The organism is Aphanizomenon flos-aquae FACHB-1287 (assembly GCF_014698755.1).
Classification (GTDB): domain Bacteria; phylum Cyanobacteriota; class Cyanobacteriia; order Cyanobacteriales; family Nostocaceae; genus Dolichospermum; species Dolichospermum flosaquae.
Genome location: NZ_JACJTO010000009.1, coordinates 34,111 through 51,335, shown reverse-complemented (window position 1 = coordinate 51,335; position 17,225 = coordinate 34,111). Strand labels below are relative to the sequence as shown.

General features: G+C 37.8%; 10 protein-coding genes. 6 read left to right on the top strand and 4 right to left on the bottom strand.

The annotated features are described in order from the left end of the window. Window positions 1-132 precede the first annotated feature (132 nt). Entirely contained in the window at window positions 133-3,912 is a 3,780-nt protein-coding gene (gene cobN / locus H6G44_RS06495; protein ID WP_190385438.1) for a cobaltochelatase subunit CobN, read from the bottom strand. Window positions 3,913-4,445: 533 nt separating this feature from the next. Here cobN and purL point away from each other — a divergent pair. From purL to dusB, 3 genes are all read left to right on the top strand, one after another. Then, window positions 4,446-6,809: a phosphoribosylformylglycinamidine synthase subunit PurL gene (gene purL, locus H6G44_RS06490; protein ID WP_190385439.1), complete on the top strand. Its 2,364-nt coding sequence runs from the start codon at window positions 4,446-4,448 to the stop codon at window positions 6,807-6,809. Between the two features lie 207 nt (window positions 6,810-7,016). Next, window positions 7,017-8,516, top strand: a complete 1,500-nt coding sequence (gene purF, locus H6G44_RS06485; protein WP_190385440.1) for an amidophosphoribosyltransferase — start codon at window positions 7,017-7,019, stop codon at window positions 8,514-8,516. A 160-nt stretch (window positions 8,517-8,676) separates the two neighbouring features. Then, window positions 8,677-9,720, top strand: coding sequence for a tRNA dihydrouridine synthase DusB (gene dusB, locus H6G44_RS06480; RefSeq protein ID WP_190385441.1), 1,044 nt, complete (start codon window positions 8,677-8,679; stop codon window positions 9,718-9,720). A 34-nt stretch (window positions 9,721-9,754) separates the two neighbouring features. Here dusB and H6G44_RS06475 read toward each other — a convergent pair whose 3' ends face one another. Next, window positions 9,755-11,215, bottom strand: a complete 1,461-nt coding sequence (locus tag H6G44_RS06475; protein WP_190385442.1) for an aminotransferase class I/II-fold pyridoxal phosphate-dependent enzyme — start codon at window positions 11,213-11,215, stop codon at window positions 9,755-9,757. Window positions 11,216-11,289: 74 nt separating this feature from the next. Here H6G44_RS06475 and H6G44_RS06470 point away from each other — a divergent pair, with 74 nt between their 5' ends. After that, a complete protein-coding gene (locus H6G44_RS06470) occupies window positions 11,290-11,883 on the top strand; it encodes a restriction endonuclease (protein ID WP_190385443.1) in 594 nt (197 codons plus the stop codon). A gap of 8 nt (window positions 11,884-11,891) precedes the next feature. Here the strand turns inward: H6G44_RS06470 and H6G44_RS06465 are convergent, their stop codons facing one another. Beyond that, complete coding sequence (locus tag H6G44_RS06465) at window positions 11,892-12,878, bottom strand: DNA-methyltransferase (RefSeq protein ID WP_190385444.1); 987 nt, start codon at window positions 12,876-12,878, stop codon at window positions 11,892-11,894. 50 nt (window positions 12,879-12,928) lie between these two features. Beyond that, the gene (locus tag H6G44_RS06460; protein ID WP_190385445.1) at window positions 12,929-13,171 is read right to left on the bottom strand and encodes a helix-turn-helix domain-containing protein; all 243 of its coding nucleotides are present in this window, start codon (window positions 13,169-13,171) and stop codon (window positions 12,929-12,931) included. 442 nt (window positions 13,172-13,613) lie between these two features. Here H6G44_RS06460 and H6G44_RS06455 point away from each other — a divergent pair, with 442 nt between their 5' ends. Then, window positions 13,614-14,783: a hypothetical protein gene (locus tag H6G44_RS06455; RefSeq protein ID WP_190385446.1), complete on the top strand. Its 1,170-nt coding sequence runs from the start codon at window positions 13,614-13,616 to the stop codon at window positions 14,781-14,783. Window positions 14,784-14,823: 40 nt separating this feature from the next. Continuing rightward, on the top strand, window positions 14,824-17,175 hold the full coding sequence (gene hypF / locus H6G44_RS06450) for a carbamoyltransferase HypF (protein WP_190385447.1): 2,352 nt from the start codon (window positions 14,824-14,826) through the stop codon (window positions 17,173-17,175). Window positions 17,176-17,225: the final 50 nt, after the last annotated feature.

Here is a 17,225-nt window from a genome sequence, read left to right as displayed (position 1 = left end):
ACCTCAATTTAGATAGCTAGGAACTTGGTATTACAGGGATAGATATCTGCAATTTTGGAGGGTTAATCTAGTAGTGGGGAATCTCAGTGCATTGTCCAAGCGGGAATTAATAAAAATTTCCGCTTTTAACCATTATTTCTCTTCGATAGAGGCTTCAGCTTGATGTAATAAATTGCGGATATCTTCTAGGGTTTGTATACTTACATTCTGCCATAATCCGCGCTGATTTGCTTCTAGCAGTCTTTCCGCAATATCACGTAATGCCCAAGGATTTTTGTCTTGAATAAATTCACAAACTGTGGTATTTTCTAAATATGCTTCAACTACACCTTGATACATATAATCTTCTACACATTGGGCCGTAGCATCGTAAGCAAAGAGAAAATCTACCGTTGCGGCCATTTCAAATGCACCCTTATAACCATGACGCATAACTCCAGCTATCCATTTAGGATTAACCACACGGGAACGATATACCCTGGCAATTTCTGAACTAAGTTGGCGAATTTTGGGCTGGAGTGTATTAGAATTATCGCCAAAATAGGTTTGGGGGTTTTTACCCTGAAGAGAACGCACGGCGGCTGTTAAACCCCCCTGAAATTGATAATAATCATCGGAATCAAGTAAATCATGTTCGCGGTTATCTTGATTGTGGAGGACGATTTGCATTTGCTTTAAACGTTGTTCAAAAGCTTCCACATTCTTATTCCCTGTTTCCTGACTAGAAGAATAGGCGTAAGCGCTCCAATTTGTGTAGGCTTGGGCTAAATCCTGGTCATTTTGCCAATTTTGGGAAGCTATTAAACCTTGGAGTCCCGCGCCATAAGCGCCTGGTTGAGAACCAAAAATGCGATATTGCGATCGCTCTTGTGCTATTTCTAAAGATAAACCCTGTTGAGTCCATTGTTCAGTTTCTTGACGAACTGTATCTGCGAGGGGATTTTGATCTGCTGGTTCATCTAAAGCCGAAACTGCTTTTACCGCTTGGTCAAATAAAGTGATTAAATTGGGAAAAGCATCCCGGAAAAAACCCGATATTCTCAGCGTAACATCTACACGGGGACGACCCACAACCGCCAAAGGTAATATTTCAAAATCTATCACCCGTCGCGCTACACCGTCCCACAGAGGTTTAACACCGAGTAAAGCTAAGGCCTCCGCTAAATCATCACCACCGGTTCGCATGGTAGCCGTACCCCACACGGATAAAGCGAGAGTTTTAGGATATTCTCCATGTTCTTGGGTGTAGGTTTCAATCAGGGTTTCAGCGGCTTTTCTCCCAATATCCCAGGCGGTTTCTGTGGGAATGGCACGAATATCAACGGCGTAAAAGTTTTTACCTGTGGGCAAAACTTCGGGTCGGCCGCGTGTGGGTGCGCCAGAAGCACCGCTGGGAACGTATTTTCCGTCAAGTCCCCGTAATAGGTTGGTGATTTCTTCGCTGGTTTTTTGCAGGGACGGGAGGAGTTTGTCGCTAATCCAGTTTTCGGTGGTTGTTCCGGCTATGATTTGTTCTACTAAATGGGCGGCTTCTATTTCTAGGAGTTCGACGACATCACCGATGATCTGGCAGGATTTAAGTCTCTCGCAGAGGCGCAGAGGCGCGGTGAGGGGGGTTGAGAGGTTGTCGGTTAGGGGGTCTATGTCTATGTTCCATTGTTTGGCTATGGCGCGGGTAATGCCTATAGAATAACGGTTGGGGATGCGACCGATCGCTATTATTAAGTCTCTTAGTTGTGTTCCTTGGGGACATTGACCGAATATGTGTAGGCCGTCACGGATTTGGGCTTCTTTGAGTTCGCATAAGTAACCGTCTAGGGAGTTTAAGATGAGGGTTTCAAAGTTTTCTATGTCTTTGGGGTTGGTAATTCCTAAGTCTTTATATAGGTTTTCTTTGATGACGAGTTCTTGAATGCGATCGCGTATTTTTGTTAGTCTGGAAGGATCTAAATTTTCTGCTTCGTAATATTCGTCAATGAGGTTTTCTAGTTGTTGCAATGGTCCATATAATTGGGCCCGTGTCATGGGTGGTGTTAGATGATCAATTATTACTGCTTGGGCGCGTCTTTTGGCCTGTGAACCTTCACCGGGATCATTGACAATAAATGGATATAAATGGGGCATTGGTCCCAAGGCAATTTCTGGATAACAAGTATTAGATAAGGCGACACTTTTTCCGGGTAGCCATTCTAAGTTTCCATGTTTTCCTAGATGAATTATAGCATCAGCGGCAAAGTATTCTCGCAGCCAATGATAAAAGGCTAAATAATTATGTGTTGGTTCTAAATCTGGTGCATGATAATTTAAACTCGGATCAAGATCGTAACCTCTTGATGGTTGAATACCTACAAAAATATTACCAAATTTAATTCCCGAAATGGGAAATGGTGATTGATGATTGGTGATTGGTGATTGGGAAAAATTTTCTTCGCCAACTTTAGACTCAGCGAAGTCGAAGTCTAATCCCCAACGTTCGATAATTTGTTTTTGAATGTTTATAGGTAGGGTGGAAAAATAGTTTTTATATTCTGTTGCTGATAAACTTTGATTTATTGGTTTCCAGTCTTTTCCTTCGGGATCATTGGTGATGCTAGATGTGAGAATTTGAATTAATTCGTCTCCAGTTTCGGGAATATTTCCTACTTCATAACCAGCTAATTTTAAGGCTTTGAGAATTTCTATACAACTAGCAGGAGTATCCAATCCTACGCCATTGGCAAGCCTTCCATTCGTGTTGGGGTAATTTGCCAAAATTATGGCTACGCGCCGTTCTTGGGGTATTTTTACCCGCAATCGTACCCAATTTGCAGCTAGTTGGGTGACAAATTGAATGCGATCGCTCACGGGTTCATAAACTACAATATCGGTTTCTAATTTATGATTTCGAGTTTGTAAAGTTTTGAAGGATACAGCCCTACTAATAATCCGTCCGTCTACTTCTGGTAATGCTACATTTATGGCAATATCACGGGGTGTTAAACCTTGTGGTTGTGCTTGCCATTGTTCAATGGAACTAGCGCAGAGAATTACTTGTAAAACGGGTATATCTAATTTTTCCCAAAGTTCAGTTTGTGGTGTTTCTGTTTCTAAACTTGCTAGGGAAAAACTGGTAGTATTCATCAATAAACTAATATTTACTCCATCTTTATTTGTAAACCATTCACATAATTTATCACTTATACCAGGTTCACGTAATGAAGAAACAAAAACTGGTACAGGTTGTAATTTTTTCTCTATTAAAGCATTACATAAAGCATCAATAACTTGAGTATTTCCTGATAAATAATGAGCGCGATAAAATAAAATCCCAACTTTTGGAAATGGGTAATTAGTAATTGGTAATTGAGTATTATTCTCAGTTTCTAACCTCTCATACAAACCCACACGGGGAACAGGTTGTGGAGGTGGAGGATTAAATTCTGTTAATAAAGCCGTATCAGCGATAAATTGCAACGCGTTGAGGAAATTTTCTGTACCACCTTCTTGAAAATATTGCCAGATTTTCTGGACAATTTCCCCAGAAACGGTAGATTTAGAGATTAAATCAAAATCAAGTCCGTCATCTCCGGGCATTATAATTAGGGTTGTACCATTACGTTCTCCAATTTCCTGTACTACCTCCAGACCATAAGACCAGTAAGAACTTCCACCGATAAGACGCATAACAATTACTTGGGCAGATTCTAAAACTTGTTCACTATAATCATCTATACTTATTTGTTGTTGTAGTTGTAAGAGGTTGGCTACTCGCAGTTCAGGAAATTGACTAGGTAATTTAGGAACTACGGCCGCTAGGGTTTGAATATCAGTATCTGCTGCTGTAATCAATACAAAAGGGGCGGGTGTTTGTGGGAGAAAAAATAAACCTTCTGATTGATTTAATCCACCCGGTGTGGCGCTGATTCGGTGCATAATTAGTAATTAATGAGGGGAATTTTGAGTTTAAATAAGGCAATAAATAAATTCATCAGTAAATATTATATTAGTTTAACATTGATTGCGAATTTATCAGATGAATTTAAAACCATACCCAGTAATTTATAGTAATCCCTGATGGTCAAAAAAGCCGATATCAGCACTAAAAAATTAAGGCTCTTCGGCACTTCTTGTGCTAAACTCTATTTTTATTAAAAAATATGAAAAAATGTATTAACAAATAAATAAAAGTATTGCAAGTATTGACGTACAATACGCATTTATTATTAACTATAAATACAATCCCAATCATTTTTAAATAAACTTAAATAAAATTCTCACATAGATTCTGGATTTAAGCGGTGTAAAAGTTATATCATACTTCACAGCCATAAATTATATGGGCATTTTACTTAGGAGTTTAGCATAACAAGTACCGAAGAGCTATAATTCTAGCAGAATGAATATTGTACTTCAATTGATGCGTAAACAGGTAGAATATTTCTCTATCCTCTTGACCCATAACTCCCATGACCACATTTGGTGAAAATCCCTTTTCTCCGCAAGAAATAGCCTCAGAAGGCATAAAACCAGAAGAATATGCAGAAATCGTTCGCCGCTTAGGTCGTCACCCCAACAAAGCCGAACTAGGTATGTTTGGGGTCATGTGGTCAGAACATTGCTGTTATAAAAATTCCCGCCCCTTACTTAAACAGTTTCCCACCACCGGACCGCGGATTCTCGTCGGACCTGGGGAAAATGCCGGAGTTGTGGATATCGGTGACGGACTACAATTAGCGTTTAAAATAGAATCCCATAACCACCCCTCCGCTGTTGAACCATTTCAAGGCGCTGCAACTGGAGTAGGTGGAATACTAAGAGATATATTTACCATGGGAGCCCGTCCTATTGCTTTATTAAATTCTTTGCGGTTTGGTGATTTGAATGACCCAAAAACCCAAAGACTGTTTACAGGCGTAGTTGCAGGTATAAGTCATTATGGTAATTGTGTGGGCGTTCCCACAGTGGGTGGTGAAGTGTATTTTGACCCCGCTTACTCTGGAAATCCCCTAGTTAACGTCATGGCTCTCGGTTTGATGGAAACTTCGGAAATTGTTAAATCAGGGGCTTCAGGCGTGGGAAATCCCGTGCTGTATGTAGGTTCAACCACCGGACGAGATGGTATGGGTGGAGCAAGTTTTGCCAGTGCGGAATTAACCGAGGAGTCTATGGATAACCGTCCCGCTGTACAAGTGGGAGATCCATTTTTAGAAAAGTCCTTAATCGAAGCTTGTTTAGAAGCATTTAAAACCGGGGCTGTAGTGGCAGCACAGGATATGGGTGCGGCGGGTATCACCTGTTCAACATCAGAAATGGCCGCTAAAGGTAGTGTCGGAATTGACTTCAATTTAGATAAAATTCCGGTGCGGGAGTCGGGAATGATACCCTATGAATATCTGCTGTCGGAATCTCAAGAAAGAATGTTATTTGTTGCCGAAAAAGGGCGAGAACAGGAATTAATTGCTATTTTTCACCGTTGGGGACTACAAGCGGTAGTTGCAGGTACAGTAATTGCTGAACCCATTGTCAGGATTTGGTTTGAGGGAAAAATTGCCGCTGAAATTCCCGCAGATGCTTTAGCGGAAAATACGCCCCTGTATGAAAGAGAATTATTGACAGAAGCACCAGAATATGCTATCAAAGCTTGGCAATGGACAAAAGATAATTTACCCGCTTGTGATGCTACAGGGATTGAAATTGGCAGAAATTGGCAAAATTGGAATCAAATTTTATTGACTTTGTTAGATACTCCCACCATTGCTTCTAAAAGCTGGGTTTATCGTCAATATGATCATCAAGTTCAAAATAACACAGTATTATTACCAGGAGGGGCTGATGCTGCTGTAGTTCGTCTTCGTCCCTTAGTAGAAATCAAAAATCCCAAATCTCAAAGCCAAAATCGCAACTCCGCTGTTGCGGCCACCGTAGATTGTAACTCTCGCTATGTCTATCTTGATCCTTATGAAGGGGCTAAGGCAGTAGTAGCAGAAGCTGCCCGGAATCTTAGCTGTGTGGGCGCTGAACCCCTGGCTGTAACAGATAACCTCAATTTTGGTAGTCCAGAAAACCCCATTGGTTATTGGCAATTAGCGTCCGCTTGTCGGGGGTTGAGCGAAGGTTGTCGGGAGTTGGGAACACCGGTCACTGGGGGGAATGTGTCTCTCTATAATGAAACTTTTGACACAGAGGGAAATCCTCAGCCAATTTATCCGACTCCGGTTGTGGGTATGGTGGGTTTAATTGAAGACTTGACGAAAATTTGCGGACAAGGTTGGCAAAATGCCGGGGATGTAATTTACCTTTTAGGTTTGTCAATTCAATCTACAATTGAATTAGGAGCTTCTGAATATTTGGCAACAATTCATCATACAATTGCTGGCAGACCCCCTAGAGTTAATTTTGATTTAGAACGGTGTGTACAAAATGCCTGTCGTCATGGTATTCGCGCTGGTTGGGTAAAATCTGCCCATGATTCCGCTGAAGGTGGCTTGACTGTTGCTATAGCAGAATCTTGTCTTTCTGGAAATTTGGGGGCAGAAATTAATTTCCCAATCACGACAAATCATGATTTACGATTTGATGAAGTGCTTTTTGGTGAAGGTGGAGCAAGAATTTTAGTTTCTGTTAGTGGGGAAAATCAGGAAATTTGGGAATCTTATTTACAAGAGCATTTGGGGGAATATTGGCAAAAAATAGGTACTGTAGCTAATTCTGGAAATTTGCAGATTTTAACCGCAGACAACCATAAATTAGTTCAGGTTAGTATTGAAGATATGCGCGATCGCTATTCTTTAGCAATCTCTAAACGTCTAGCAGTTCATAGTAACATCTGAACCAGATCAAAAATCAAGCTTTGAACATAAAAATTTACAATTCATACTTGATAATTCACCAATTTAAGGTACTGTTTTAATGGATGGTTAACGATTTATTAAGAAGGTTTGAACTATCCATAAAGTAAGGTGACAGGTAGGATTTCTTTACTTTTGACTTTTGACTTTTGACTTTTGAACAAAATCCCCACCAGGAGCAATACCAGCATGATTCCCATTAATTCCGTCACCTTAGGTGAATATCCCGAAATTGCTAACAACTTGATCAACAGTTATGAAAATACCAGTGACAAACCCGAAGAAGCTTGTGGTGTTTTTGGCATTTATGCTCCAGAACAAGATGTTGCTAAATTAACCTACTTTGGATTATATGCTCTCCAGCATCGGGGTCAAGAATCTGCTGGTATTGCTACCTTTGAAGGTTCACGCGTCTACCAGCATAAAGATATGGGTTTGGTATCTCAGGTATTTAATGAAACTATTTTAGAGCAATTACCCGGAAATTTGGCAGTTGGTCATACCCGTTATTCTACTACTGGTTCTAGTCGCAAAGTTAACGCCCAACCCGCTGTGGTGGAAACTCGGTTGGGTTTATTAGCTTTAGCACACAATGGGAATTTAGTCAATACTGTACAATTGCGTTCTGAGTTAATCAAAGATAAGTTTAACTTAGTCACGACAACAGACTCAGAAATGATTGCTTATGCGATCGCTCAAGAAGTCAATGCTGGTGCAGATTGGATTACAGGTGCAATAAGTGCTCTTAAACGTTGTCAAGGCGCATTTAGTTTAACTATTGCTACACCCGCAGGTATAATGGGAGTCCGTGATCCTAACGGGATTCGTCCCTTAGTAATTGGCACATTAGATAGTGAACCTGTGCGTTACGTTCTCGCGTCCGAAACTTGCGGTTTAGATATTATCGGTGCGGAATATCTGCGTGATGTGGGACCTGGGGAATTAGTTTGGATTACCGAAACTGGTTTAGAATCATTTCAGTGGCATCAACAGTCAGAACGTAAACTTTGTATCTTTGAAATGATCTATTTTGCCCGTCCCGATAGCCTCATGCACAATGAAACTTTATACAGTTATCGAATGCGGTTAGGACGGAAAATGGCAGCAGAAGCACCAGTAGAAGCCGATCTAGTTTTTGGTGTTCCTGATTCTGGTATACCTGCGGCCATTGGCTTTTCCCAAACTTCTGGTATAGCTTATGGTGAGGGGCTGATTAAAAATCGCTACGTCGGCCGCACCTTTATTCAGCCTACCCAAGCTATGCGCGAATCAGGGATTAAAATGAAACTTAACCCCCTTAAAGATGTTTTATTCGGTAAGCGAGTTGTAATTATTGATGATTCCATTGTCCGAGGAACTACTAGCCGTAAACTTGTACAGTCCTTGCGTGATGCTGGTGTAGCAGAAGTACACATGAGAATTTCTTCTCCTCCTGTGACGCACCCTTGTTTTTACGGTATTGATACTGATACCCAAGATCAATTAATTGCTGCGACAAAATCAGTAGCGGAAATAGCCAAACAATTACAAGTTGATAGTCTAGCTTATTTAAGTTGGGAAGGAATGTTAGAAACAACCAGAGAAGATACTAATAGTTTCTGTTCTGCTTGTTTTACTGGTAATTATCCTGTTGCTATTCCTGAACAAGTAAAGCGTTCTAAATTGATTTTGGAAAAAGTTGTAGTTTAGAAACCTGGGAATATTCGAGAGGTAATTAAATTGATAATTGATAATTTATAATTGTCAATTGTCAATGGATATCAATATCACTGTAAACATCAACTATAATAAATTTATCAATTAGCAAATAGACAAATTTTGCCAGTCTTACTTATTTTTAATTCTAACCATGATTTACCTTTCTCCTGAACTTAAAACTAGACTTTCCACTCCTTTAAAAATTGGCTCATTTGAGGTTAAAAGCCGTGTTTTACAGTCTCCTTTGTCGGGAGTGACTGATTTGGTATTTCGTCGTTTAGTACGTCGTTATGCACCAGAATCTATGCTGTATACAGAAATGGTAAATGCTACAGGTTTGCATTATGTTAAACAGCTACCAATAATTATGGAAGTAGACCCGAACGAACGTCCTATTAGTATTCAATTATTTGATTGTCGTCCTGATTTTCTCGCGGAAGCAGCGATAAAAGCAGTTGCGGAAGGTGCGGATACTGTTGATATTAATATGGGGTGTCCGGTTAATAAAATTACTAAAAATGGTGGTGGTTCTTCTTTATTACGTCAACCAGAAATTGCAGAAGCAATTGTGCGAGAAGTGGTAAAAGCGGTAGATGTTCCTGTGACCGTGAAAACCCGCATTGGTTGGAATGAACATGAAATTACTATTCTTGATTTTGCTAAAAGAATGGAAGACGCGGGAGCAAAAATGATTACTGTCCATGGACGGACTCGCGCTCAAGGTTATAATGGTAATGCACGGTGGGAATGGATAGCTAAAGTCAAAGAAATTTTATCAATTCCGGTAATTGGTAATGGGGATATTTTCTCTGTGGAAGCTGCGGTAAAATGTCTAGAACAAACTGGTGCAGACGGGGTAATGTGTTCTCGGGGAACTTTAGGTTATCCCTTTTTAGTTGGTGAAGTTGATCATTTTTTAAAAACGGGAGAATTATTACCACCACCTAACCCAATTCAACGTTTAGAATGTGCGCGAGAACATCTTTTTGCTTTATGGGAATACAAGGGAGATAGGGGAGTTCGTCAAGCCCGTAAACACATGACTTGGTATGCTAAAGGTTTTGCTGGTGCTGCTGATTTACGAGGTAAATTAAGTTTAATGGAAACTGTCCAACAAGGTTTAGATTTAATTGATGGTGCAATAGAAAAATTAGGTCATGGTTATGAAATTGAGCAAGAAACAGTAGAGCTATGATATATATTATATGATTAGTAAACTCTATGTTATATTATTTCACAACTTTGACAGTTTGTAAAGTTTCATCAGCACAACCGCTAATAAAACCACCCATATTTTGAATTTCCTGTAAATATTCTAAGGCTGATTTTGTAATTATTTCTCCTGGCATTAATACAGGAATTCCTGGAGGATAAGGACAAATAATTTCCGCACAAATCCTTTCTTGGGTTTCCGCTATAGGTATTACCTCGCTATTAGCAAAAAAGGCCTCACGGGGAGAAATGGACATAATACTGGCAATTATAGCATCGTTTATATTATTACACGGTTGACACTCAGATGTCAAGGGGATGACATGGGTAAGATTATTTAATCCTTGAATTAGTTTTTGAATATCTGCTTTTGTGTTTCCTAAACTAATAATAAAAGTAAGATTTTGCCAAGATGAAAATTCTGGAGTGACATGAAATCTTTTATCTAGAATTTCTTCAGACGCAAAGCCTGTAAATTTTATTTTACTAACATTTACAGTTAATCTAGTTTGATCTAAGTCCATAAATCCTGGTGATTTTTTGCTATTAATTAAACGAGTAGATAAACCGGGAATTTGATTAATTTTAATTCTCGCTTCCTCAGCTAAATCCAAGGTTTGAGACATCAATTTTTCTCCATGTATTGCCATTTGTTGACGCGCAGCATCTAGAGAGGCTAAAAGGATAAAACTAGGGCTTGTAGATTGAACTAATTGCAAAGCTTTATTAACTCTATCAATATCAATTCTTTTACCTTGAAAATGTAACATTGATGCTTGTGTCATTGCCCCTAATGTTTTATGAATTGATTGTACTGTTAAATCTGCACCTGCGGTTAAAGCAGAAATTGGTAATTGTGAATGAAAATGAAAATGAGCGCCATGTGCTTCATCTACAATTAGGGGAATATTATATTGATGAGTAAGATGTACAAATGCTGGCAAATTTCCACAAATACCATTATAAGTAGGATAAACTATCAGGACTGCTTTTGTATCTGGATGTTGTACTAATGCTGCTTTTAATGCTTCTGGTGTAACGCTATATGCAATATCTAAATCTGAGTTGTATGCAGGATTTATAAAAATAGGAATTGCACCGGAAAGAATTAAACCAGAAATAACTGAAGAATGGACATTGCGCGGGAGAATAATTTTTTCTCCCATTCTACAAGTAGCGAGAATTGCGGCTTCAATTCCGCAGGTAGAACCATTAACTAAAAACCATGTTTTCTCTGCACCAAAAGCCTCCGCTGCTAGTTCTTGCGCTGCGAGAATTACGCTTTGGGGTGTAAATAAATTATCTAATTCTGCTAATTCTGTTAAGTCAGCACGAAAGACATCTTTTCCGATTAAATCGGTTAAAAGTGGGGAAATGCCCGCACCGTGTTTATGTCCTGGGGTGTAAAATGGTGCATGAGAACGGGTTGTACAGGCTTTTAAGGCATCTATGAGGGGGGTTTGGTTTTGATTTAGCATTTTTATGGAAAAGAAGCTTTTCTAAATTATCTAATTTTGCTGTAAGGTGGTCAAATATATTGTGAGTAGTTAGCATGAAAATTGTTCAAGAAGTTACTTTAATTAGTGTTGGGAGTTTTGAGGAATCAACTGATTGGTCAATTATTCGCACTGAAATTCGTGATGCTATCTCTCTTATAGTCCATCCTCCTGGTACATCCAGCTTTACAATTAATCCCACAAAACATGGTAATGGTGTCAAGCCAATTAAACAAGCTTGCATGATTGCATTGAAAAATCAGTTTGGCTGGAAATTGGAAACTTCAATTAACTATGCAACTAAATCACCAGGAAAGATAGACGCAACAAAAATGATTGACAATTATCTTTTCGCTCTTGAGTGGGAAACTGGTAATATTTCCTCAAGTCATCGAGCAGTTAATAAAATGGTTCTTGGATTACTACGTGGTGTTTTTCTAGGTGCTGCTTTGGTACTCCCCAGCAGAAAAATTTACCCTTACCTAACAGATAGAATTGGTAACTATGAAGAATTAGAACCATATTTTGATGTTTGGAAAGCAGTTCAAATTCAAGAAGGATTTTTGGCAATCTTTGTAATTGAACATGATTATCTAGATAGCAACGTACCAACACTTACTAAAGGCACAGATGGACGTGCATTAGTATAAAATTACTCTTATGTTAAAAAAGGAATTGAAAGTTGTGCAGTAGTTGTTTTGCGTTGCTTAAATTTCTTTTTTCCCCTCGCTGATTCCCATTCTTCAATAATCCCTTTATCCAAATCAGTTAATCTTTCTATTGCTGAATCTATATCCCCAATTTCCGAACCAATCCAATAACGTTTTAGTTTTTCCGCTGCATAAAATGTAGTACCAGAACCTCCAAATGGATCAACTACAATTTGTCCTGGATTAGATGCCATTGCAATAATTCTCTCTAACATAATAGGAGCAAGTTCATTTGCAACTCTTTTTTTATGCTGACGATGACGAACTGGTGGAATATCAGTCCAGATTTCTTCTATTAATGTCCATAAAGTTTCACTAGAATCAGCATCAGAAGTATCTTCCCAAACATCTTCTGGTGCTTCCCAAACATCCATTAAGTTAATACCTTTTTCATTAAGTTTTTTGCGATGTCCACCATAATCACGAATTTCTCCACCGCAATGCCGACATACTTGAATAGGTGTGTAAACTTTGTTGAAAACTGCTGGTTCCCCTTTAGTATAATAGAGTAGTCCATAGTGAGCAGGAGACATTTTTTTACCTCTGGGAAAAGCTTTCGGCATTCTGCAAGCAATCCAATGTCGAAAACACATTCCTTGTTGATTCAAATATGCACCATATTCTATACACCATTTAGGCAAGTTAAATATAAATAAACTACCACCATTTTTCAGGACTCGAATACTTTCATTAAGCCACTGTTGGGACCATATTAAATATTTATCTGCTGCTAAATTATCGTTGACACCTTCACCATATTCTTTACCAAGATTAAAAGGTGGGTCTGCAAATACCATATCTACAGACTCATTAGGTAATGCTGATAGAAGTTTCAGACAGTCTCCCTGATAGAGAATTCCATACTCACTCTTGTAAACCTGCTGCAATTTTTGTTGAGTTGCAAAATCAGTAGTAATCAATTGGAAAGGAAGCATTAATTTTACCTTGACTATATTAATCTAGCTTAAGTCTACATACTCTATTGTCATCTGTCAATAGAGTTGGCTTGAGAATTTGTCCGTCGAGGTTGATAAGGTTTTCCATTAGGCTGATTCTTGTATCTCTCTATTTCAGTCGGTTCTATGTAGTAATAACGTCCAAGTTTATGAGCTATAATCTGACCATTCTTAATTAAGTCGTGTACTCGTTGACGAGTTACAGCCAGTAATTTGGCAGTTTCAGCGACAGAGAGTAATTCAGGAGTGTTGTCAGAAGCAGAGTCTGTCATAGGTATTATTTAGAATAATGCTTTAATTCCACAGTTTAGATTTCTCAATATTTCATCCCAATGTGTAACTATTATGATATGAGAATTGCTAATTAAGTGTAAATTTTCAGAGCGTGACCCGGATTTTCTTCTTGTCTATAGTGAATCTGGGAAAAATAGCAACAAAACAATGATAAACAACATGAACTTAAAAGATATCAAACAAAAACTATTCCCCATCATCAAAATCCTCTCCACCGCACTCATCACCACAGGGGAAACGCATCTAATTTAGTATGATCATATAATTTGCGAACGTACACTACAGCACAAAGCCGACTATGACACAAATAAATTGTAATTTATCGAACATAAATTTATATAAAAATAAAATAAATTAATATCAATATTATAGGTTTTTAGGATAACATCAAATCTGTATGATTAACCTTTGAATTAATAAATGTTAAATCACCTCATTCAAAACATTTCTAATTTATCTATATCTTCTGAAGGTGCAAAAATAATATTAGGAAATAATATTACACCTGAACAATTAGTAATTCCTCTTGTACCCACTTCCACAACAATGTTTGGACCACGTGCAGCTTGTTTATTATCATCAACAGGACCATTATGGGTAGCAGATACAGGACATCATCGTTTATTAGGTTGGCAAAATTTACCCACCAAAGATTATCAACCTGCTGACTGGGTAATAGGACAACCTGACTTTTTTCATGAAGGACAAAACGCCAAAAGTACACCGGGAAAATCTACATTTAGTGTGCCTACGGGTATTTGTAAATGTGGTAATGGTTTAGCGGTTGCAGATGCTTGGAATCATCGCATTTTAATCTGGTATAATATTCCAAAAGATAGTCATATTCCCGCAGATTTAGTATTAGGACAAAATAACTTTCTTGATAATGAACCAAATCGAGGAAATCAACAACCGACAGCTAATACTCTACATTGGCCTTACGGTATTTTCTATTATCAAGGTCAGCTATTTGTAGCTGATACCGGAAATCGTCGGTTATTAATTTGGAATCAATTACCCACAGAAAATGGTCAACCTGCGGATATAGTTTTGGGACAACCAGATATGATATCACGCAATGAAAATGGAGGTGATTCTCCCACTGCTGCTAGTATGCGTTGGTGTCATGATATCACGATGTGGGATGATAATTTAGTTGTGACTGATGCAGGTAATAACAGGGTCATGATTTGGCCAGGAATACCAACAGAAAATAATACTCCTTGTGCGGTGATTTTAGGACAAAAAAACTTTAATTTTGTAGAATTAAATCAAGGTTTTTATTTACCTAATGCTAGTAGTTTAAGTATGCCCTATGGGGTAGATATTTGGGGAGATTATTTAATAGTTGCTGATACAGCTAATTCGCGTTTAGTAGGATGGAAAAAACCAGAATCTATTCTATTATTACAGGGTGGAGATGCTGATTTTGTCATTGGACAAGATAACTTTACAAATAAAAGTGAAAATCGCAATTTTGGACTACCAACGCGACAAAGTTTAAATTGGTGTTATGGAGTTAAGGTTTGTGGTGAGAATGCGGTAGTTGCTGATTCTGGCAATAATCGCGTTTTGATTTGGAAGTTTTGATTATCTCACGCAAAGGCGCAAAGACGCAAAGGAAGGAAGAATGAGAATAGAGGAAATTAGGGTTTGTGGGATTGTACAAGGTGTGGGTTTTCGTCCTACTGTGTATCGTTTGGCGAAGGTTTTTGGTTTGAAAGGTGAGGTTTATAATGATGGAAAAGGGGTGTTAATTCGTGTTTCTGGTAGTGAGGAAATAATCACGGATTTTGTGAATAAATTATATCAAGAATGTCCGCCTTTGGCAAGGATTAATCAGGTGGTTAGAGGTCTGTATTGGGGAGAATTTAATTTTGATAATTTTGTGATTTCTCCAAGTATTAATGGTGTGATAAAAACTCAAGTTTCTCCTGACGCTGCAAGTTGTCCCCAATGTCAAAGGGAAATTTTTGATCCTTTTAGTCGTTATTTTCGTTATCCTTTTACTAATTGTACTCATTGTGGTCCAAGGTTAACTATTATTCGCGCTATTCCTTACGATAGGGATAATACGAGTATGGCGAATTTTCCAATGTGTAAGGAATGTGAAAGGGAATATGAAGATGTGGAAAATCGTCGTTTTCATGCTCAACCTGTGGCTTGTTTTGTATGCGGACCTCGTGCATGGTTAGAAAGGGCTGACGGTAAACCTATGATATCTGATATGTTCTCCATGTTGGATGATTTGGATGCTGTTTGTACTTTATTACAAAAGGGTGAAATTATTGCTATTAAAGGTTTAGGTGGTTTTAATTTGGCTTGTGATGCTACTTTACAAAATGCAGTTCAAAAACTCAGAAATCGTAAATATAGATATCATAAACCTTTGGCTTTAATGGCTAGAGATATAAATATTATTTCTGAATATTGCTATATTAATGATTTAGAAAAACAATTATTAACAAGTTCGGCTGCACCTATTGTTTTATTAAAAATTAAAGATAATAGTAAATTAGCATCTGACCTAGCCCCAGGACAAAATACCCTGGGTTTCATGCTACCTTATACGCCCTTACATCATTTAATTCTCAGAAGAATGAAAGTACCAATAGTTTTAACTAGTGCTAATATTTCTAATGAACCACAATGTATAAATAATGAAGATGCTAAAGATAAATTATCGAAAATAGCCGATTATTTTCTATTACATAATCGAGATATTGTTAATAGAGTAGATGATTCCGTAGTTAGAGTTATTGATAATAAAATTCAAACCCTCAGACGTGCTAGAGGATATGCACCAGCACCAATTATTTTACCACCGGGATTTGAAAAAATACCGCCTATTTTAGCCATGGGTAGCGAGTTAAAAAATACCTTTTGTTTATTAAGAGAAGGTGAGGCAATTTTATCACAACATTTAGGAGATTTAGAAAATGCTTCCGCGTTTAATGCTTATCAAGAAACATTGAATTTATATCTAAATTTGTTTGAACATCAACCAGAAATAATTGCTATTGATAAACATCCAGAATACTTATCATCTAAACTTGGTAAACAACTAGCAACGGTTAATCATATTAAATTAGCAGAAATTCAACATCATCACGCCCATATAGCCGCTTGTATGGCAGAAAATCAAATTTCTTTAGATACAAAACCGATTTTAGGAATAGCCTTTGATGGTTTAGGATATGGAGAAGACGGTACATTATGGGGAGGAGAATTTTTATTAGCAGATTATCAAAGTTTTCAAAGATTAGCAACATTTAAACCTATGCCCATGATAGGAGGAAAACAGGCAATTTATCAACCTTGGAGAAATACCTATTCTCAATTAATTAATGCTTTTAGTTGGGAAGAAATACAAGAAAAATACAGGGATTTAGCAATAATCAAATTTTTAGAAAATAAAAACCCTAAACTACTCAACCAAATCATAAAAAAAGGTATTAATTCACCCTTAACATCATCAGTAGGTAGATTATTTGATGCAGTTGCAGCCGCAATAGGTATTTGTCCAGAACAATGTAGTTATGAAGGACAAGCAGCCATAGAAATGGAAGCAATAGCTGATACCAATATTTTAAACAATGATAAAGAAACTCTAAATTATTCCTTTAAATTGGAAAAATCAGCTAATATATATTATATAGATACATCCTCGACATGGCGAGAAATTTTGGATGATATAAAACAGCATATTTCATCATCAGAAATAGCTGCAAAATTCCATCAAAGTTTAGCCATAACCACCGTCAAAATAGTTAAACAATTGAAACAAGAAAATCAATTTAATCAAGTAGTATTAACAGGAGGAGTATTCCAGAATCAAATTTTATTACAACAGGTAAAAATGCGACTAGAAAAATTAGAAATTAACGTATTAACTCATAGTATAGTACCAACAAATGATGGAGGATTATCACTAGGACAAAGCGTAATTGCAGCCGCTAAATACTTAAAAGAAAGGCTATAAAAACCTCCGTTGTCTCCGCGCCTCTGCGTGAGATAAATCTTAAAAAAGGA